14 protein-coding genes and 2 pseudogenes are annotated in these 17,693 nt (G+C 73.5%); 9 read left to right on the top strand and 7 right to left on the bottom strand.

Annotation, left to right across the window (positions count from 1 at the left end):
* Nucleotides 1-65: 65 nt before the first annotated feature.
* From OG289_RS11570 to OG289_RS11560, 3 genes and pseudogenes are all read right to left on the bottom strand, one after another.
* The gene (locus tag OG289_RS11570) at nt 66-911 is read right to left on the bottom strand and encodes a siderophore-interacting protein (RefSeq protein WP_327313920.1); all 846 of its coding nucleotides are present in this window, start codon (nt 909-911) and stop codon (nt 66-68) included.
* 86 nt (nt 912-997) lie between these two features.
* Nucleotides 998-1,936: a 5'-3' exonuclease gene (locus OG289_RS11565; RefSeq protein WP_327320648.1), complete on the bottom strand. Its 939-nt coding sequence runs from the start codon at nt 1,934-1,936 to the stop codon at nt 998-1,000.
* Between the two features lie 192 nt (nt 1,937-2,128).
* Nucleotides 2,129-2,275, bottom strand: a pseudogene (locus OG289_RS11560) (ATP-binding cassette domain-containing protein); the annotation flags it as partial.
* Between OG289_RS11560 and OG289_RS11555 the strand changes: the two are divergent.
* The 3 genes and pseudogenes from OG289_RS11555 to OG289_RS11545 form a co-directional block, all read left to right on the top strand.
* Nucleotides 2,265-3,319: pseudogene (locus tag OG289_RS11555) on the top strand (glycine betaine ABC transporter substrate-binding protein); the annotation flags it as partial. The pseudogenes OG289_RS11560 and OG289_RS11555 overlap by 11 nt on opposite strands.
* 422 nt (nt 3,320-3,741) lie before the next feature.
* The gene (locus OG289_RS11550) at nt 3,742-4,362 is read left to right on the top strand and encodes a helix-turn-helix domain-containing protein (protein WP_327313919.1); all 621 of its coding nucleotides are present in this window, start codon (nt 3,742-3,744) and stop codon (nt 4,360-4,362) included.
* Nucleotides 4,362-5,084 (top strand): helical backbone metal receptor, encoded by a 723-nt coding sequence (locus OG289_RS11545; RefSeq protein WP_327313918.1) that lies wholly within the window; start codon nt 4,362-4,364, stop codon nt 5,082-5,084. The genes OG289_RS11550 and OG289_RS11545 overlap by 1 nt, the downstream gene beginning before the upstream one ends.
* On the opposite strand, the gene OG289_RS11540 is transcribed toward OG289_RS11545, so the two are convergent.
* Nucleotides 4,996-6,162 carry a TDT family transporter gene (locus OG289_RS11540; RefSeq protein ID WP_327313917.1) on the bottom strand — a complete coding sequence of 389 codons (1,167 nt, stop codon included), beginning with the start codon at nt 6,160-6,162 and terminating at the stop codon, nt 4,996-4,998. The genes OG289_RS11545 and OG289_RS11540 overlap by 89 nt on opposite strands.
* A 70-nt stretch (nt 6,163-6,232) precedes the next feature.
* Between OG289_RS11540 and OG289_RS11535 the strand changes: the two genes are divergently transcribed.
* Complete coding sequence (locus tag OG289_RS11535; protein WP_327313916.1) at nt 6,233-7,162, top strand: LysR family transcriptional regulator; 930 nt, start codon at nt 6,233-6,235, stop codon at nt 7,160-7,162.
* A gap of 100 nt (nt 7,163-7,262) precedes the next feature.
* Here OG289_RS11535 and OG289_RS11530 read toward each other — a convergent pair whose 3' ends face one another.
* Nucleotides 7,263-7,976 (bottom strand): gamma-glutamyl-gamma-aminobutyrate hydrolase family protein, encoded by a 714-nt coding sequence (locus OG289_RS11530; protein ID WP_327313915.1) that lies wholly within the window; start codon nt 7,974-7,976, stop codon nt 7,263-7,265.
* Nucleotides 7,977-8,016: 40 nt separating this feature from the next.
* Nucleotides 8,017-8,751 carry a FadR/GntR family transcriptional regulator gene (locus tag OG289_RS11525; protein ID WP_327313914.1) on the bottom strand — a complete coding sequence of 245 codons (735 nt, stop codon included), beginning with the start codon at nt 8,749-8,751 and terminating at the stop codon, nt 8,017-8,019.
* 108 nt (nt 8,752-8,859) lie between these two features.
* Between OG289_RS11525 and OG289_RS11520 the strand changes: the two genes are divergently transcribed.
* The 3 genes from OG289_RS11520 to OG289_RS11510 are packed head-to-tail and all read left to right on the top strand — an operon-like array spanning nt 8,860 to nt 12,417.
* Nucleotides 8,860-10,230, top strand: a complete 1,371-nt coding sequence (locus tag OG289_RS11520; protein ID WP_327313913.1) for a glutamine synthetase family protein — start codon at nt 8,860-8,862, stop codon at nt 10,228-10,230.
* A gap of 19 nt (nt 10,231-10,249) precedes the next feature.
* Nucleotides 10,250-11,629: an aldehyde dehydrogenase family protein gene (locus OG289_RS11515; protein ID WP_327313912.1), complete on the top strand. Its 1,380-nt coding sequence runs from the start codon at nt 10,250-10,252 to the stop codon at nt 11,627-11,629.
* Nucleotides 11,626-12,417: a 3-oxoacyl-ACP reductase gene (locus OG289_RS11510; RefSeq protein ID WP_327313911.1), complete on the top strand. Its 792-nt coding sequence runs from the start codon at nt 11,626-11,628 to the stop codon at nt 12,415-12,417. The genes OG289_RS11515 and OG289_RS11510 overlap by 4 nt, the downstream gene beginning before the upstream one ends.
* A 12-nt stretch (nt 12,418-12,429) precedes the next feature.
* Here OG289_RS11510 and OG289_RS11505 read toward each other — a convergent pair whose 3' ends face one another.
* Nucleotides 12,430-13,632 (bottom strand): amino acid deaminase/aldolase, encoded by a 1,203-nt coding sequence (locus OG289_RS11505; RefSeq protein ID WP_327313910.1) that lies wholly within the window; start codon nt 13,630-13,632, stop codon nt 12,430-12,432.
* Between the two features lie 1,877 nt (nt 13,633-15,509).
* On the opposite strand from OG289_RS11505, the gene OG289_RS11500 reads away from it, so the two are divergent.
* Nucleotides 15,510-16,349: a hypothetical protein gene (locus OG289_RS11500; protein ID WP_327320647.1), complete on the top strand. Its 840-nt coding sequence runs from the start codon at nt 15,510-15,512 to the stop codon at nt 16,347-16,349.
* 35 nt (nt 16,350-16,384) lie between these two features.
* A complete protein-coding gene (gene mycP, locus OG289_RS11495; RefSeq protein ID WP_327320646.1) occupies nt 16,385-17,602 on the top strand; it encodes a type VII secretion-associated serine protease mycosin in 1,218 nt (405 codons plus the stop codon).
* The last annotated feature ends 91 nt before the right edge of the window (nt 17,603-17,693 follow it).

Raw genomic sequence — 17,693 nt, 5'->3', positions numbered from 1 at the left:
GGCGGCAGGGAGACCCGCGCAAGCGGCCCGCTCCACGAGTGCGGGCCGCTTGCGCGGGTGCCGGGTCACGCGGTGGGCGCCGCGCCCTCCTGCTCCGCCTCCACGCGCGCGTTCCACTCCCGCTTCGCGGCCTGCCAGCCGTCCTCGTCGTGGCCGAGCCGCCAATAGCCGGAGATCGACAGGTCCTCGCGCGGGATCTGCAGCTCGACGCGCAGCAGCTTGCGCAGCTCCTTCACGAAGGCGGCCTCGCCGTGCACGAACGCGTGCGGGCGGCCCTCTGGGAACTCCAGCGCCCGCACGGCCTCGACGAGCCGCTCGCCGACCGGCCGGTCGCCGCGGTGCAGCCAGACGACCTCCACGTCGGAGTCGATCTTCTGCTCCTCCTCGGGGCCGGCCACCTCGATGAAGGCGTGGGCGAGGGTGCCGGCGGGCAGCGACTCCAGGGCGGCCGCGATGGCGGGCAGGGCGCTCTCGTCCCCGGCCAGCAGATGCCAGTCGGCGGTCGTGTCCGGCGCGTAGGCGCCGCCGGGGCCCATGAAGCGGACGATCTCGCCCGGCTGGACGCGTGCCGCCCACGGCCCGGCCAGACCCTCGTCGCCGTGCAACACGAAGTCCAGGGTCAGCTCGCGGTGTTCGACGTCCCAGTTGCGCACTGTGTACGTCCGGGTCACCGGCCACTGCTCACGGGGGAACTCGGCCCGGATGCGCTCCAGGTCGAAGGGCTCCGGGTAGGTCACGCCCTCGGGGCCGAAGAGCATCTTGACGTAGTGGTCGGTGCAGTCACCCGCCGCGAACTCGGCCAGACCCTCGCCGCCGAGCACGACGCGCTGCATGTGCGGGGTGAGCCGTTCGGTGCGGACGACCTGCGCGGAATGGGGCTTCCGCGGCTTCCGTGCCGGACGTTCTGCCATGACGGCCTCCCATGTCTCTGCCCATGACACGATAGTTAGGTTTACCTAAGTTAGCATCCCTTCCCCCGGTGATGCCCCCAGAATGCCTACGAGTGCGGTGTGTTCAGTGTGTTCAGCAGCCGCTGCAGCGAACCGCCGAGCCCCCAGCGCTCCGCCAGTGCCTCCAGTGTCGCCCCGTCCCGCGGCGTACGCGGCAGTACGGTGTCCACGTCCGGAAGCGGCACGTCGTCGGCCACCTCGACCACCTTCGGGGCGACGGCGACGTACGGCCGCGCCTCGTCCAGCCGCCTCCGCTGTGACGGCGTCAGCTTCGCCTTCGGGTCCTCGACCGCCGCCATGATCCCGGCCAGGTCGCCGAACTCGTCCAGGAGCTTGGCCGCGGTCTTCTCCCCGATGCCCGGCACACCCGGCAGCCCGTCGCTCGGATCGCCGCGCAGCAGCGCCAGATCCGCGTACCCCCGCCCGTCGACGCCGTACTTCTCGCGCAGCCACGCCTCGTCCGTCAGCTGGAGCGTGCCGACGCCCTTCAGCGGGTACAGCACGCGCACCCCGCGCGCGTCGTCCACCAGCTGGTAGAGGTCGCGGTCGCCGGTGACGATGTCGACCGGGCCCTTCGCGCGGCCGGTGAACGTGCCGATCACGTCGTCCGCCTCGTAGCCCGCGACGCCCACACGCGCGATGCCCAGCGCGTCCAGGACCGCCTCGATGATCGGCACCTGAGGCGAGAGCGTGTCCGGCACCTCCTCCTCGTCCGGTCCGACCTCGTGCTCCTCGGCGACGCGGTGCGCCTTGTAGGAGGGGATCAGGTCGACCCGCCACTGGGGGCGCCAGTCGGCGTCCATGCAGGCGACCAGCTCGTCCGGCCGGTGGTCCTTGACCAGTCGGTCGATGAAGTCCAGCAGTCCGCGCACGGCGTTCACCGGAGTGCCGTCCGGCGCCTTCACGGAGTCCGGGACGCCGAAGTAGGCGCGGAAGTAGAGCGAGGCGGTGTCGAGGAGCATCAGTCGTCCGGTCACGCCACGCATCATGCCGCACGGGTGACCCGGTAACCGGCGTGTATTCACTCCCGTGACAGGCGTGAACCTTCCGTCGACCTCCTGTGAAGTGGGCCACTCGCACGTTTGCCCATGTCGGGCAAGGGCGGGCGCGGCCTCGGAGCAGAGTCGGTTGCGCCCTCAACTGTTTGCTGTTGCCGAGTGCTCCCGTTTCTGTCCCCCGAGCGCGAAGTGCTGGAAGACCATGCTGATCTTCTTCGCCCGGACCTCGCGCAGTGCGCGGTCGGTGAGGGCGGTGAGGTCCTGGCCGTCGAAGCGGACGCGTCCGGCGGTCGGCTCCAGCAGTCCGTTGAGCATGCGCATCGTCGTCCTCGCCATCTACCTCGACCGGATGACCGGCGCCCTCGGCACCCGGATCTCCCCGCTCGGCCGTCGCGCCGCCGCCAAGGCCCGCAGCACGGTGTGGACGTACCGTCCGCGCCCGGCCGTGGCCGTCATCGGCGTGGTCGTCCTCGCCCTGGTCGCGGGCGGCACGGGCATCTTCGGCTCCACCTCCGGCACCGCCGAGGCCTCCGCCTCGGACGTCGGCAAGGGCAAGGAGATCAAGATCGGCTACATCCCGTGGGAGGAGGGCATCGCCTCCACCTACCTCTGGAAGGAACTCCTGGAGGAACGCGGCTTCGAGGTCACGACCACCCAGTACGCGGCCGGCCCGCTCCACACCGGCGTCGCCACCGGCCAGATCGACTTCCAGACCGACGCCTGGCTGCCCACCACCCAGGCCGAGTACTGGAAGAAGTACGGCGACAAGCTCGACGACCTCGGCCAGTGGTACGGCCCCACCTCCCTGGAGCTCTCCGTCCCCTCGTACGTGAAGGACGTGAACTCCCTGGCGGACTGAAGAACCAGGCCGACGAGTTCGACGGCAAGATCACCGACATCGAGCCCGGCGCGGGAATGATGGGCGTACTCAAGGACAAGGTCCTGAAGGAGTACGGCCTGGACGGCGCCTACACGGTCGTCGACGGTTCCACCCCGGCGATGCTCGCCGAACTCAAGCGCGCCTACGCCGCCAAGAAGCCGATCCTCGTCACGCTCTGGTCGCCGCACGGGGCGTACGGCGACTACGACCTGAAGAAGCTCGAGGACCCCAAGGGTGCCTGGGGCAAGGGGGACGGCGTGCACACCCTCGCCCGCAAGGACTTCGCCGACGACAACCCCGAGGCCGGCAAGTGCCTGAAGGACTTCCGGATGACCGAGGCCCAGCTCACCGGTCTGGAGGCGCGCATCCAGAAGGCCGGCAAGGGCAAGGAGCAGGACGCGGTCCGGACCTGGCTGAAGGAGAACCCCGGCCCGGTCGAGAAGTGGGTACCGGTCGCCGATTCCGGGCAGAAGAGCCGGGCGACCCGGTGACCTGACAGCACCGCGGCCGTCCGACGAGGGGCGGGCACCGACGTACGGCTTCTGCGGCCTGCGACGGGGCCCGTCCCTCGTCCCGTCCCCCGCCCGTCCAAGGCAAGGATCCGGCCAACCACAGAGAGCTACGCCCATCCCTGAGCCGAGGGCCTCGCGAAGCCGACGACGAGCGGGAACATGCGCGGCCGTTCGCGCATTGAACCGTGCATCGAACCGGAATGCCGGAGGACGGCCGTCCGCCCCGCGGGTCCGCGCCTGATCATCTGGCGCGAACTGTGAGGTCGGGCGTCACACCATGTGTCCTCGATGTGACGGGCACATGAAACGGTTTGCCGAACATGCGTAGGGTGCAGACAACTCTTCAAAGGACGTGTCAGAGGACGCGACGGTGCCGACGAGCGAAGGAGGGAGCCGGAGCGATGGGCGACCACAAAGAACAGCCCTTGCGGGTGGGCGCGGCCGTGCGGCGCCGGCGCCGGTCCCTGGAGCTCACCCTCGCCGTCGTGGCCGAGCGCAGCGGCCTGTCGGTCCCGTTCCTGAGCCAGATCGAGAACGACCGCGCGCGGCCCAGCACCAGCTCCCTGGAGAAGGTCGCCGATGCCCTGCGCACCACGGCCGTCGAACTCCTCGCCGCCGCCGACCCGGCGTGCAGCGTGGACGTCGTACGCGCCGAGGTCACCGAGCCGGGCCAGGGCCAGGGCCAGGGGCAGGACCAGGGCTCTGGAGCGGACCCGCAGCCGCGCTCCCGTTCCCTGGTGCGCGGTCACCACCAGATGCACGCCTCCGAGTTCACCGGCGACCACGACGCCGGCCGTGAATTCCAGTACCGCAACGACCAGTTGATGTACGTCGCCGACGGCGCCGTGGAGATCGAGGCGGAGGGCCGCGCCTACCGCCTGGGCCGCGGCGACACCCTGTACCTCACCGGCGGTGTCCGCCACCGCTGGCGGGCGACCGTGCCGGACACCCGGGTGGTCGTCGTCGCCGTGGCCGAGCACATCGAGGCGGTACGGGACCGGGACCGGGGCCGGAAGCGGTAGTGCGGGTCGTCTCACTGGTCCCGTCGCTCACGGAGGCGGTGGCCTCCTCCGTGCCCGGCGTCCTGGTCGGCGCCACCGACTGGTGCACCCACCCGACGGACCTCGACGTCACCCGGATCGGCGGAACCAAGAACCCCGACGTCGAGCGGATCGTCGCCCTCGCCCCCGACCTGGTGATCGCCAACGAGGAGGAGAACCGGGAACCGGACCTGGCCGCTCTGCGCGCGGCCGGCGTCGAGGTGCTGGTGACGGAGGTGCGGGACGTCCCCCAGGCCTTCCGGGAGCTGGCGCGGGTGCTCCAGGCGTGCGGGGCGCCGTCGCGCCCGGACTGGCTGGCGGAGGCGGAGGAGGCGTGGGCGGCGCTGCCGTCGGCCGTCGAGGCCCGCCGCACGGCCGTCGTACCGATCTGGCGCCGCCCGTGGATGGTGCTGGGCCGGGACACGTTCGCCGGGGACGTGCTGGCCCGGCTGGGCGTCGACCACCTGTACGCCGAGCACCCCGAGCGCTATCCGCGGATCCCGGTCGACGGCCTGCGGGCGGCCGCCCCGGACCTGGTCGTCCTCCCCGACGAGCCCTACCGCTTCACCGCCGACGACGGCCCGGAGGCCTTTCCCGGCCTGCCCTGCGCGCTCGTCAGCGGACGGCACCTGACGTGGTACGGGCCGTCGCTCGCCGAGGCGCCGAAGGCGCTGGGCGAGGCGCTGCGAGCAGCTCGCCGCTGAGCAGCCCGCGGACGGTGTGCGCGGCGACGACCGTCCAGGCGGCGACGAGGACGACGTACAGCGCGCAGGCGAGCGCCTCGTAGACGGCCAGCCCGGTGTGCCGGGCCAGCGCTGCCGCTCCGGTCACACAGGTGCCGACCGGGAAGGTGAACGCCCACCACGTCATCGCGAAGCCCATCCCGTGCCGGCGGGCGCGCACCACGTGTGCGACGGCCAGGCACAGCCAGAGCAGCGCGAAGCCCATGACGGGCACCCCGTACAGCACGGCGAGGACGGCGAAACCGCGACCGTCCGGGCCGGGCAGGACCCCCGGAGCGACCTCCGCGAACTTCCCGACGGCGGTGGTGGACTGCCCGAGCGGGCCCAGGACGAGGAACAGGGTCGGGGTGAGGACCAGGGGCAGCGGCCCACCGGTCACCAGCCGTCCGAACACCACCGGCAGCATGACGAACGTGGCAAGCAGACTCAGCCCGAACAGCGCGAAGCACGCCAGGAGCAGGGTCTGCCGCGCCTGCCCGGCCGGCAGATACGGCACCAGCGACGGCCCGAGCGCGGCGGACACCATGGGCGCGACGAACGGCAGCAGCCACACCGGCGTGGCCTGCGAGGGCTCCACGCGGTGGCGTACGGCCATCAGGTACGGGACGGTGACGGCGGCCGTCAGCGCGACGACCGTTCCGGCGCCGAACAGCACCGCGTCGAGCGCGACCGCGGTGCGGATGCCGATCCAGTCCCGGCCGACGGTCGGCGCGCCGCCCCCGACGGCGAGCAGCGCCATCGCCAGGCAGCCGTAGAACGGGGCCGTCGCCGGGTCGAGGAGGTGGGCGCGGGCCTGGTCGCGGTGGTGCCGCCGGTGCAGGGCGCGGGCGGCGAGCAGCGTCAGCAGAAGGGCGAGGGAGAGCGCCCAGAAGGCGGCGCACAGCGGCCGCAGCCCCGGCACCCGGACCGGGAGCGTGGCTCCCGCCGTGGCGACGATCGCGGTGCCCATCACCGTCGCGTACCAGTTCGGTCCGAGGTGACGGACGGCGCCGGCGCGCGGGCGGGGGAGGGCGTACGGGGGCTGGGCGGCGGTGACCATGGCTCCACGGTCGCCCGGGTGTCCGCCCGCGACCAGGGAGGATGTCTGTATGGGGACATAAGCTGGGCTTATGGGGAGTGTGGAGGAGCAGCCCGCGGGCACCGGCACGGGTTCGATCGCGCACCGCGTCCCGGACCTCGGGGCGCTGGAGCTGCTGCTGGGTGTGGCCCGGCTGGGCAGCCTGGGCGCGGCCGCGCGCGAGCTGGGCATCACGCAGCCGGCCGCGAGCAGCCGGATCCGGTCCATGGAACGCCAGCTGGGCGTGGCCCTGGTGGACCGTTCACCACGCGGCTCCCGGCTCACGGACGCGGGCGCGCTGGTGACGGACTGGGCGCGGCGGATCGTCGAGGCGGCGCAGGCGTTCGACGCGGGGGCGCAGGCGCTGCGGGACCGGCGGGACTCCCGGCTGCGGGTCGCGGCCAGCATGACGATCGCCGAGTACCTGCTGCCCGGCTGGCTGCTAGCGCTGCGCGCCGGGCGGCCGGACACGGCGGTGTCGCTGCTCGCGGGCAACTCGGCGGCCGTCGCCGAGCGGTTGCTGTCCGGGGAGGCGGACCTCGGCTTCGTGGAGGGACTGACGGTGCCGCCCGGCCTCGACGCCACCGTGATCGCCCACGACCACCTCGTCGTCGTCGTCGCCCCCGGCCACCCGTGGGCCCGCCGACGGCGCCCGCTGCCCTCGGCCGAGCTGGCGTCGACGCCGCTGATCCTGCGTGAGAAGGGCTCGGGGACCCGCCAGGTCCTCGACACGGCGCTGGGCGGCCTGGCCCGCCCCCTGATCGAGCTGTCCTCGACGACGGCGGTGAAGGCGGCGGCGGTGAGCGGGGCGGGGCCGGCGGTCCTGAGCGAACTGGCGGTCGGCGAGGAGCTGGCGCTGCGGCGCCTGGTCTCGATACCGGTCGAGGGGGTTGCGCTGGCCCGTGACCTGCGCGCGGTATGGCCGACGGGCCATCGGCCGGTGGGGCCGGCACGTGAGCTGCTGTCGCTGACGCGGGGGTAGGAGTTTCTCGCCCCCGCCGCCCCTTCCCGTCCCGTCCCGTCCTCTCCTAGGGGGCTGTGGCCCCCCAGACCCCCGCTGCGACCCCGAAAGGGCCTCGTCCTCACACGCCGGACGGGCTGAAGGACTGCGCCGCGTCCACCAGGGCGCGCATCACCCGTACGTCCTCGCCCATCTCCGGATGCCACTGCACCCCCAGGACCCAGCCGGTGGCCGACGGGAGCTCGACGGCCTCCACGGTGCCGTCCGCCGCGTACGCAGACGGGACCAGGCCCGCACCGAGACGGTCCACCGCCTGGTGGTGATAGGTCGGCACGGAGGCCTCCTCCGCGACGACCTCGGCGTACAGCGTGCCCGGGACCGGCTTGACCGGGTGGTGTCCGAAGACGCCGACGACCTCGGCGTGCCCGTCCATGTGCTGAGTCAGGGTGCCGCCGAGCGCGACGTTCAGCAGCTGCATGCCCCGGCAGATGCCCAGCAGCGGGACCTCCGCCGCCAGCGCCGCCTCGATCAGGGCCAGCTCCCACGCGTCCCGCTCCCGCGCCGGCGGCCCGGTGCGGGGGTCGGGCTCGGCGCCGTAGCGGACGGGCTCGACGTCGGGGCCGCCCGCGATCACCAGGCCGTCCAGGCGGGCCACGGTCGCCGCCGCGTGCTCGGGCGCGTCCGGCGGGAGCATCGCGGCGAGCCCGCCGGCCCGCTGCACGAGCCGCGGGTACCCGGCGGGCAGCAGCGCCGCGTCCAGCTCCCACACGCCCCAGCGCGCCCCGGCCTCCAGGTACGTACTGACGCCGATCAGCGGCCGGCTGCCGTCCGTCATCTGACCTCCCGCTCCCGCAATGGATCGTACGCATACCATTTCATGCCAGGAAGCCCCTGAGCAGGGCCGCCGTCCCCGCGCAGTGTTCCCGCATCATCTCCCGCGCGCCGTCCGCGTCGCCGTCCAGTACGGCCTCCACCAGCGCGGTGTGCTGGCGCTGCGAGTGCTCCAGGTTGCGCACGAGGAGCGGGATGCAGTCGAGCAGGTCGTTCACCGTGGCCCGCACCGCCGCGTACCGCGAGGTCAGCGACGGCGAGCCGCACAGCTCGGCCAGGGTGAGGTGGAGCATCGTGTCCAGGCGGCGGTAGTCGGTGAGCGGCGCGTCCTGGGTGCGGGCGAGGGCGTCGCGCAGCCGCTCCGTCTGTTCGTCCGTCAGCCCGTGCGTCGCGCACAGGCCCGCCGCGCCCACCTCCAGCACCTCACGGAAGCGCAGGACGTCCTCGATGTCGACCTCGGCGATCCGCCGCCGCAGCTCGTCCTCGCCGCGGGCGTCCGCGCGAGGCAGCACGAACGTTCCGCCGTAGCGACCCCGGCGGGACTCGACCAGTCCCTGGTCCTGGAGAACCTTCAGCACCTCGCGCAGCGTCACCCGGCTGATCCCGAGCCGCTCCGCCAGATCCCGCTCGGCCGGCAGCCGTTCGCCCCCCGGTACCAGGCCCAGCCGCACGACCTGCAGGATCTGCTCCAGCGCCTCCTCGAAGCCGTTCCCGGCCCGCACCGGCCGCAGGACCGGCGTCAACCGGTCGTCCGGTCCGCCGTCAGCGTCCACCGACATCTGGCCGCGCCCCCTTCCCAAGCAATGGTTCTCCGCAATACCTTATGGCTCCCGGCCGCCCGAGCCATAGCGGCGAAAGAAGCCGAGGAAGCCTGAGGAGGCCCTCCCGTGGCAGACCGCACACCCCCGCTCAGTGTCGAGGAGCTGCACGCTCTCGTCGCGAGCGGTGAGATCGACACTGTCGTCCTGGCCTTCCCCGACATGCAAGGCCGTCTCCAGGGCAAACGGTTCGCCGCCGGATTCTTCCTCGACGAGGTCCTCCGGCACGGCACCGAGGGCTGCAACTACCTCCTCGCGGTCGACACGGAGATGAACACCGTCGACGGGTACGCCATGTCCTCCTGGGAGCGCGGCTACGGCGACTTCGCCATGCGCCCCGACCTGTCCACCCTGCGCCGCGTGCCCTGGAACGCCGGTACGGCCATGCTGATCGCCGACCTCGGCTGGAACGACGGCTCGCCCGTGGTCGCCGCCCCGCGCCAGATCCTGCGCCGCCAGCTGGAGCGCCTCGCCGAGCACGGCTTCACCGCCCAGGTCGGCACCGAGCTGGAGTTCATCGTCTTCAAGGACAGCTATGAGGCCGCCTGGGACGCGAACTACCGCGGACTCACCCCGGCCAACCAGTACAACATCGACTACTCGGTCCTCGGCACCGGCCGCATCGAGCCGCTGCTGCGCCGCATCCGCAACGAGATGGCCGGCGCCGGTCTCACCGTCGAGTCCGCCAAGGGCGAGTGCAACCCCGGCCAGCACGAGATCGCCTTCCGCTACGACGAGGCCCTGGTCACCTGCGACCAGCACGCGATCTACAAGACCGGCGCCAAGGAGATCGCCTCCCAGGAGGGCGTCTCGCTGACCTTCATGGCCAAGTACAACGAGCGCGAGGGCAACTCCTGCCACATCCACCTGTCGCTGACGGACGCGGACGGCCGTAACGTCATGGCCGGCACGCCCGAGGACCCGGGCGGCATGTCCGACGTCATGCGGCACTTCCTCGCCGGACAGCTGGCCGCCCTGCGCGACTTCTCCCTCCTCTACGCCCCCAACATCAACTCCTACAAGCGGTTCCAGCCGGGCTCCTTCGCCCCGACCGCCGTCGCCTGGGGCTACGACAACCGCACCTGCGCGCTGCGGATCGTCGGCCACGGCCGCTCGATGCGCTTCGAGAACCGGCTGCCCGGCGGGGACGTCAACCCCCACCTCGCGGTCGCCGGCCTGGTGGCGGCCGGGCTGTACGGGATCGAGCACAAGCTGGAGCTGCCCGACGCCTGCCCCGGCAACGCCTACGCCGGCGACTACGCGCACGTCCCCACCACGCTCCGCGAGGCCGCCGAGCTCTGGGCGAACAGTCCGATCGCCCTGGCCGCCTTCGGCGAGGAGGTCGTCGCGCACTACCGCAACATGGCCCGCGTCGAGCTGGAGGCCTTCGACGCCGCGGTCACCGACTGGGAGCTGCGCCGCTCCTTCGAACGCCTCTGAAAGGTCACAGGTCCTTGTCGTGTCCTACCGGCACCCGCACGAGCTGATCGTCCTCAACCCCGCCACCGAGGAGGTGGTCGCCACCGTCCCCGCCGCCGACGCGGCCGACGTGGACCGCGCGGTCGCCCGCGCGAGCGCCGCCCGGACGGCCTGGGCGGCCGCCGCCCCCGCCGACCGCGCCCGGCTGCTGCGCCGCTTCGCCGACGTCGTCGACGCGCACCTGGAGGAACTGGCCCAACTGGAGGTCCGTGAGGCCGGCCACCTCCTCGGCAACGCCCGCTGGGAGGCCCGCAACGCCCGCGACCTGCTGCTCTACGCGGCCGGTGGCGTCGAACGGCTCCTCGGCAGCCAGATCCCCGTACCCGGCGGCTGGGACGTCACCTTCCACGAGCCTCTCGGCGTGGTCGGCGTGATCGCCCCCTGGAACTTCCCGATGCCGATCGCGGCCTGGGGTTCCTTCCCGGCCCTCGCCGCCGGCAACGCGGTCCTCCTCAAGCCCGCCGAGACCACCCCGCTCACCGCCCTGCGCCTGGCCGGACTCGCCCTGGAGGCGGGCCTGCCCGAACACCTCTTCCAGGTCCTCCCCGGCTACGGCGCGGTCACCGGACGCGCGCTCGTCGACCACCCGGGCGTCGCGAAGATCGTGTTCACCGGTTCCACCCGCACCGGCCGCGAGGTCATGGAGCGCTGTGCCCGGCAGGTCAAGCCGGTCACCCTGGAACTCGGCGGCAAGAGCCCGAACGTCGTCTTCGCGGACGCCGACCTGAAGGCGGCGGTCGACCCGTTCTCCTTCCTGGACAACTCCGGCCAGGACTGCTGTGCCCGCACCCGCATCCTCGTCCAGGAGTCGGTGTACGACGAGGTGGCCGACCATCTCGCGCGGGAACTGTCGGCCGTGGTGGTCGGCGACCCGGCCGACGAGGCGACCCGGATGGGCCCGCTGATCTCCCGCCAACAGGTGGACCGCGTACGGTCGTTCGTCCCGGACGACGCCCAGGCGCTGCGCGGCACCGCCCCCGACGGCCCCGGCTTCTGGTTCCCGCCGACCGTCCTCACGGGTGCCGCGCCCGACTCCGACGCGGCCCGCGAGGAGATCTTCGGCCCGGTCGCCGTGCTCCTGCCCTTCACCGACGAGACGGACGCGATCCGGCTCGCCAACGACACCCCCTACGGCCTCTCCGGCTCCATCTGGACCCGCGACGTCGGCCGCGCCCTGCGTGTCTCGCAGGCCGTGCGTGCCGGGAACCTGTCCGTCAACTCCCACTCCAGCGTCCGCTACTGGACTCCCTTCGGCGGCTTCAAGCAGTCCGGCGTCGGCCGTGAGCTGGGTCCGGACGCCCTGACCGCCTTCACCGAAACCAAGAACGTCTTCATCAGCACGGAGGGCCCCGCACAGTGACCGCTCAGACCCCTGACATCGTCTGCCGCCGTCTCGTCGGCCGGACGGCCGTCATCACCGGCGCCGGTAGCGGCATCGGCCTCGCCACCGCGCGCCGACTCGCCTCCGAGGGCGCGCACGTCGTCTGCGGCGACGTCGACGAGGCCCGCGGCAAGGCGGCCGCCGAGGAGATCGGCGGGACCTTCGTGAAGGTCGACGTGACCGACCCGGAGCAGGTCGAGGCGCTGTTCAAGACGGCGTACGACACCTACGGCAGCGTCGACATCGCCTTCAACAACGCGGGCATCTCTCCGCCCGACGACGACTCCATCCTGGAGACCGGCCTCGAGGCCTGGAAGCGCGTCCAGGAGGTCAACCTGACCTCCGTGTACCTGTGCTGCAAGGCCGCCATCCCCTACATGCGGCGCCAGGGCAAAGGCTCCATCATCAACACGGCGTCGTTCGTGGCGAGGATGGGCGCGGCGACCTCCCAGATCTCGTACACGGCGTCCAAGGGCGGTGTACTGGCCATGTCCCGTGAGCTGGGCGTGCAGTTCGCGCGGGAGGGCATCCGCGTGAACGCCCTCTGCCCGGGGCCGGTCAACACCCCGCTCCTGCAGGAGCTGTTCGCCACGGACCCCGAGCGGGCGGCCCGTCGACTGGTCCACATCCCGGTGGGCCGGTTCGCCGAGGCCGAGGAGATCGCCGCCGCCGTCGCCTTCCTGGCCAGCGACGACTCCTCGTTCGTCAACGCCACCGACTTCCTGGTGGACGGCGGGATCGCCGGCGCGTACGTCACCCCGCTGTAGGCGCTCCGGGGCTCAGAGGAACGTGTGACCCTCGCCCCGGTAGGTGGGCACGGTCGCCGTGACCGCGTCCCCCTCGACGAGGTGCAGCACGTCGAACCGCTCGCACAGCTCACCGGCCTTCGCGTGCCGGAACCACACCTTGTCGCCGATCAGCAGATCGTCGGCGGGGGAGCCGATGAGAGGCGTCTGCACCTCGCCGGGGCCCTCCTGAGGGTCGTAACGCAGCCCCTCCGGGAGGTACGGCACGGGCAGCCGGTCGGGTCCGGCGGCCCCGGAGGCCGGGTAACCGCCGCCCAGGACGGTCACGATCCCGACGCCCGGCCTGCGCACGACGGGCTGGGCGAACAGGGCGGCCGGACGCCCGCTGAAGGACGTGTAGTTGTCGAAGAGACGCGGCACGTACAGTCCCGACCCGGCCGCGATCTCCGTGACCGCGTCCTCGGCGGCGGTGTGCTGCACACTGCCGGTGCCGCCGCCGTTGACGTACTCCAGGTCCGGCACGACGGCCCGCACCGCGCGCACCACGGCGGCGCGCCGCTCGGCGAGTTCACGGCGGGCGGTGGCCTGCATCAGCCGGATGGCCCGGGACCGGAAAGGCCGCCCGGCGACGGCGTCACCGACACCGGCGATATGCCCCTCGTACGCCATGATCCCCACCAGCTTGAAGCCGGGCCGCCGGGCCACCGCCCGCGCGACGTCGGCGACCTGGGCGGGGGAGTGCAGCGGCGAGCGCAGGGCGCCGACCCGGAGCCGTCCGCCCAGCAGCTTCAGCGAGGTGTCCAACTCCAGGCATACACGGATGACTTCGGTGCCGCCGGCGCGCGCGGAGTCGATGAGGTCGAGCTGGGCGACGTCGTCGACCATGACGGTGACGGCGGCGGCGAGCTTGGGGTCGGCGGCGAGTTCCGCGAAGGCGGTGTTGTCGGCGGAGGGGTAGGCGAGCAGGATGTCCTCGAACCCCGACCGCGCCAGCCACAGGGACTCGGCGAGGGTGAACGACATGATGCCCGCGAAGCCGTCCTTCGCCAGGACGCGCTCCAGCAGCGTCCGGCAGCGCACGGACTTGCTGGCCACGCGGATCGGCTTCCCGCCGGCCCGGCGGACGAGATCCTCCGCGTTGGCGTCGAATGCCTCCAGGTCGACGATCGCGAGAGGTGCGTCGAGATGCTCGGTGGCCCGGTCGTAACGGGCCCGGTCGGCGGCGCGCGCAGTCATGAACGAAGCCTGCCAGACTGGATTACCGCAGGGTAGGGGGACGTTCCGGGCAGAAGCCCCCGGGGCCGCGGACTGGTTCCCGTTTGCCCAGCAACAAGCCGTAGAGTGACGCGCACGCACGGAGGAACGGCTCCGACAGGGCGCCCGCGTCGGGATGCCGGTCCGCCCGTGCGGGTATGCGTGCCCCGGAGGGACCACCGTGTCCGTGCCGGGCCGCCGGGCAAGCGCACGTCGGCCCGCGTACGAGAACGACGGCCCGGGCACGAGGAAACGGGGGGTGCATGAGCACGGAAGCACGCCGCGCCTCGGTCCCCCCGCGCCCGGACGTACCTCCCCACCCCGTCGTCCCCCCACGCCCGACAACCCCACCCCGACCACCGCACCCCCCCACAGCTGGCACGACCCCGCCGAACCCGCAAACGACGGGCCAGGAGGGAACCAGGGGCCAGGCGGAGCCCGAGCCCGCGCGTCCTGCGGCCACCGGCCCGGCGGAGTGGAACTCCGCCGGCTGGTCGACCACGGGCCCGGCGGCGGGCGGCACTGCCCGTCCGGCATCCGCCGGTCCGGTGGGGCAGGAGCCCGCGCGCCGTGCGGCCACGGGCCCGGCCGAAGCGCCGGTCGCCGGGGACGCGGGCACAGGCAGGGACGGCTTTCTCTCCTCCTCGGACACCCCCCGCACCGGCCCCCGCATCGCCAACCCGCGGGCTCAGCACACGGACGCCATGACTCCGCCCCCGCCGCCCGCGTCGGCCCGCTTCCCGGACACCCCGCCTCAGCCGGCCCGTCCTGCCTCGCCTTCCCGACGTGACGACACGGGGGCGCCCGTGCGAGCCGAAGAGCGCCCGGCCGCCCCCAACGTCCCCCGCCCGGCCCCGCCGCACGACTTCCGCCGAGCCCCTCGCCCCACCAGGCCGGCGTCCCGTCCCGCCTCCTCGGACGGGCCGGGTCCCGCCGACACGGCTCCCTCCCGTGCCGCGGCCTCGGGTGGTCCGGGTTCCGTTGCCCCGACGAGTGCCGGTCTCTTCGGCGCGCCACCCTCCCGTGCCGCCGCCACGGACGCTTCGGGGCCGGCCGGCTCAGCCGCCTCCCGTCCCTTCGGCGCGGCTCCTCGGCGGCCCCCCGGCCCGGCCGACTCGAACGGGACCCCCCAGCCTGGCGCGGCTGCTCCTGGCCCTCGCCCCGCCGGTTCGGACGGCTCGCGTCCTGCCGACCGCGAGGGGTCGCGCCCCGCGGGCTCCGACGGCTCCCGCCTTGTGGGTTCGGGCGGTGGCGGCGCCCGCGCCGGTTCGGGTGCGCCCCGGACCGCCGACCGGGAAGGCTCACATCCTGCCGGGCCCAGCGGCTCCACTCCCGAGGGCTCCGCCGGCTCGCGTCGCCCACTTGACGGCTCTTCGCACCCCGCCCGTTCCGACGGATGGGAGCGCTCACGCCTCGCCGGTTCGGGCGACGCCCGGTCCACCGTCCGGGACGACTCCCGCCCCGACGCCTCGGGCGACGCCCGCTCCGCCGGTACCGCCGCTCCCTCGGCCCCCTCCCGTTCCGTCGGCCCGGACAGCGCCCCCGCCTCCGCTTCCGACAGTGGCTGGACGCCCCTGCCCCGCAGTTGGGTGCCCGCGCCCGGGCGGGGACGGCAGGAGACGGAGGCAGGGGGTGTCAGGGGTGGCGACCGCGGCGACCATCAGGTGGCCCCGGGGCTGGACGACGGGCCGGCCTGGAGTCCCGGTGCGACGGTGCGCCAGCCCGACTTCCTCGTGCCGGCCGTGCCGACCGTGCCCCCCATGGCCCCCGCGCCCCCCGTGCCGGAGGCCCCGAGGCGACCCGACATCGCCCCGGACGTGCCGAGCGGACCCGATCCGGCCCTCTCCTGGAGCGCCCCCATGACCCCGGGCGGCACCCTCGGCGCCACGCGCCCCGTGGTGACGTTCGCGCGGCCGGAGGGGTACGGCGACACCCCCCGGGTCTTCGGCAGACGGGGACGCACCGCCGCGGCCGCCGCCTGTGTCGTCCTCGGACTGGGACTCATCGGCGGTGCCGTCACCGGCAGTTGGCTCGTCGGGGACTCGGGGGACAGCGCTGAGCGCAGCACCTACGTCACCGCCGGCGGCCTGTGGCACAACGTGCCCGTCGATCAGCTGTTCCCGCCCACGGTCGACGGACAGGGCGCCGGGCCGGGCGGCGCCGACCGGACCTGGACGCGGATCGCCGTCGCCCCGGACAGCAACTGCGCCGACGCCTTCGACCCGCTGCTCCGGCAGGTCCTCGACCCCGTCGGCTGCGCACGGCTCCTGCGCGCCACCTACACCGACGCCACCCAGAGCTACGTGACCACCGTCGGCCTGCTGTTCACCAAGGCCGACGCCGCCGCCATGCGCTCGCTCGACGGCCGCTTCGCGAAGGAAGGCCTGACCAAGCGGACGGACCTGATGCCCCGCCCGTACGCCGCGAAGGACACCGTCGCCGCCGCCTTCGGCGACAAGCAGCGTGCCGCGTGGACGGTCTCCGTCCTCACCGACGCACCCGTCGTCGTCTACGCCGTCTCCGGCTGGGCCGACGGACGTACCGTCGACACCCCGCAGCCCGCCCCGGAGGCCACCGCGACCGGCGCCACCGCGGCCCCCGCCCAGGCCGGCCTCGGCAACGAGGCCCAGGGGCTCGCCGACCGCATCGAGCGCGGCCTGCGCAAGACCGCCGTCACGCCCTCGGAGCAGCCCTCATGAGCACCCGGACGAACCGGGCGAACCGGACGGGCCGGATGGGTCGAGCGGCGCGTGCGACCCGCAGGGCCGGGCTCCTGTGCTGCCTCCTCGCCGCCACCGTCGCCCTCGTCCCGCCCGCCACCGCCTACGCCGACAGCATCCGCGGCCAGCAGTGGGCCCTGGACGCGCTGCACACGCAGGCGGCCTGGCAGACCACCAAGGGCAAGGGCATCACCGTCGCCGTCCTGGACACGGGCGTCGAGGCCGACCACCCCGACCTCGCCGGAAACGTCCTCGCCGGCAAGGACATGGTCGGCTTCGGGGCAGCGCCCGGAGACCGCGCCTGGGCCCGCCACGGCACCGCGATGGCCGGCATCATCGCCGGTCACGGACACGGCTCCGGCAACGCCGACGGCGTCCTCGGGATCGCCCCGGAGGCGAAGATCCTCCCCGTCCGCGTGATCCTGGAGGACGGCGACCCGCAGCGCACCAAGGCCCGCAACACCCGCGGCAACGCCCTCGCCGAAGGCATCCGCTGGGCCGCCGACCAGGGCGCCGACGTCATCAACCTCTCCCTCGGCGACGACTCCGCCTCCGCCCACCCCGAGCCCGCCGAGGACGAGGCCGTCCAGTACGCGCTGAAGAAGGGTTCGGTCGTCGTCGCCTCGGCCGGCAACGGCGGCGACAAGGGCGACCACATCTCCTACCCGGCCGCCTACCCGGGCGTCATCGCCGCGACCGCCGTCGACCGCTACGGCACCCGGGCCTCGTTCTCCACCCGCCGCTGGTACGCCACGGTCAGCGCGCCCGGCGTCGACGTCGTCATCGCCGACCCGGACCACAAGTACTACCAGGGCTGGGGGACGTCCGCCGCTTCCGCCTTCGTCTCGGGGGCCGTGGCGCTCGTCAAGGCCGCCCACCCCGGCCTGACGCCCGCGCAGATCAAGAAGCTCCTGGAGGACACCGCCCGCAACGCCCCCACCGGGGGCCGCGACGACTCCCGCGGCTACGGCTTCATCGACCCGGCCGCCGCGATCAAGGCCGCCGCCGCCCTCAAGCCGGAGGACCTGCAGTCCGCGGCCTCCGGAGAGCGGTACTTCGGCCCCGGCCCGGACAAGGCGAGGACGGACGACGACACGTCGAGCTGGGCGGGACTGCTCGCGGGCGGCGCCGGGGGAGTGCTGCTGGCGACGGCGGTCGTCCTGTGGCGCGGCCGCCGCGAGCGCGACCCGCACGAGGCGCGCGACACACGCGAGGCGTACGAGGTTTTCTAGCGCCGTGGCGGGCACCGTTTGCCCGTGAAGGAGCGGCGTCCGGTGCGTGCTCTGGGGGCCCCGGCCGAAGGCCCTCGTAGTGGACGTACGT

It is taken from the genome of Streptomyces sp. NBC_01235 (assembly GCF_035989285.1).
Taxonomy (GTDB): Bacteria; Actinomycetota; Actinomycetes; order Streptomycetales; family Streptomycetaceae; genus Streptomyces.
This window is presented reverse-complemented; position numbering and strand designations above follow the sequence as displayed.

What these genes read in the sequence shown, in the direction of transcription:
- OG289_RS11570 (WP_327313920.1), bottom strand. Translation starts at nt 911, where the DNA reads ATGGCAGAACGTCCGGCACGGAAGCCGCGGAAGCCCCATTCCGCGCAG.
- OG289_RS11565 (WP_327320648.1), bottom strand. Translation starts at nt 1,936, where the DNA reads ATGCGTGGCGTGACCGGACGACTGATGCTCCTCGACACCGCCTCGCTC.
- OG289_RS11550 (WP_327313919.1), top strand. Translation starts at nt 3,742, where the DNA reads ATGGGCGACCACAAAGAACAGCCCTTGCGGGTGGGCGCGGCCGTGCGG.
- OG289_RS11540 (WP_327313917.1), bottom strand. Translation starts at nt 6,162, where the DNA reads ATGGTCACCGCCGCCCAGCCCCCGTACGCCCTCCCCCGCCCGCGCGCC.
- OG289_RS11535 (WP_327313916.1), top strand. Translation starts at nt 6,233, where the DNA reads ATGGGGAGTGTGGAGGAGCAGCCCGCGGGCACCGGCACGGGTTCGATC.
- OG289_RS11530 (WP_327313915.1), bottom strand. Translation starts at nt 7,976, where the DNA reads ATGACGGACGGCAGCCGGCCGCTGATCGGCGTCAGTACGTACCTGGAG.
- OG289_RS11525 (WP_327313914.1), bottom strand. Translation starts at nt 8,751, where the DNA reads ATGTCGGTGGACGCTGACGGCGGACCGGACGACCGGTTGACGCCGGTC.
- OG289_RS11505 (WP_327313910.1), bottom strand. Translation starts at nt 13,632, where the DNA reads ATGACTGCGCGCGCCGCCGACCGGGCCCGTTACGACCGGGCCACCGAG.
- OG289_RS11500 (WP_327320647.1), top strand. Translation starts at nt 15,510, where the DNA reads ATGACCCCGGGCGGCACCCTCGGCGCCACGCGCCCCGTGGTGACGTTC.
- mycP (WP_327320646.1), top strand. Translation starts at nt 16,385, where the DNA reads ATGGGTCGAGCGGCGCGTGCGACCCGCAGGGCCGGGCTCCTGTGCTGC.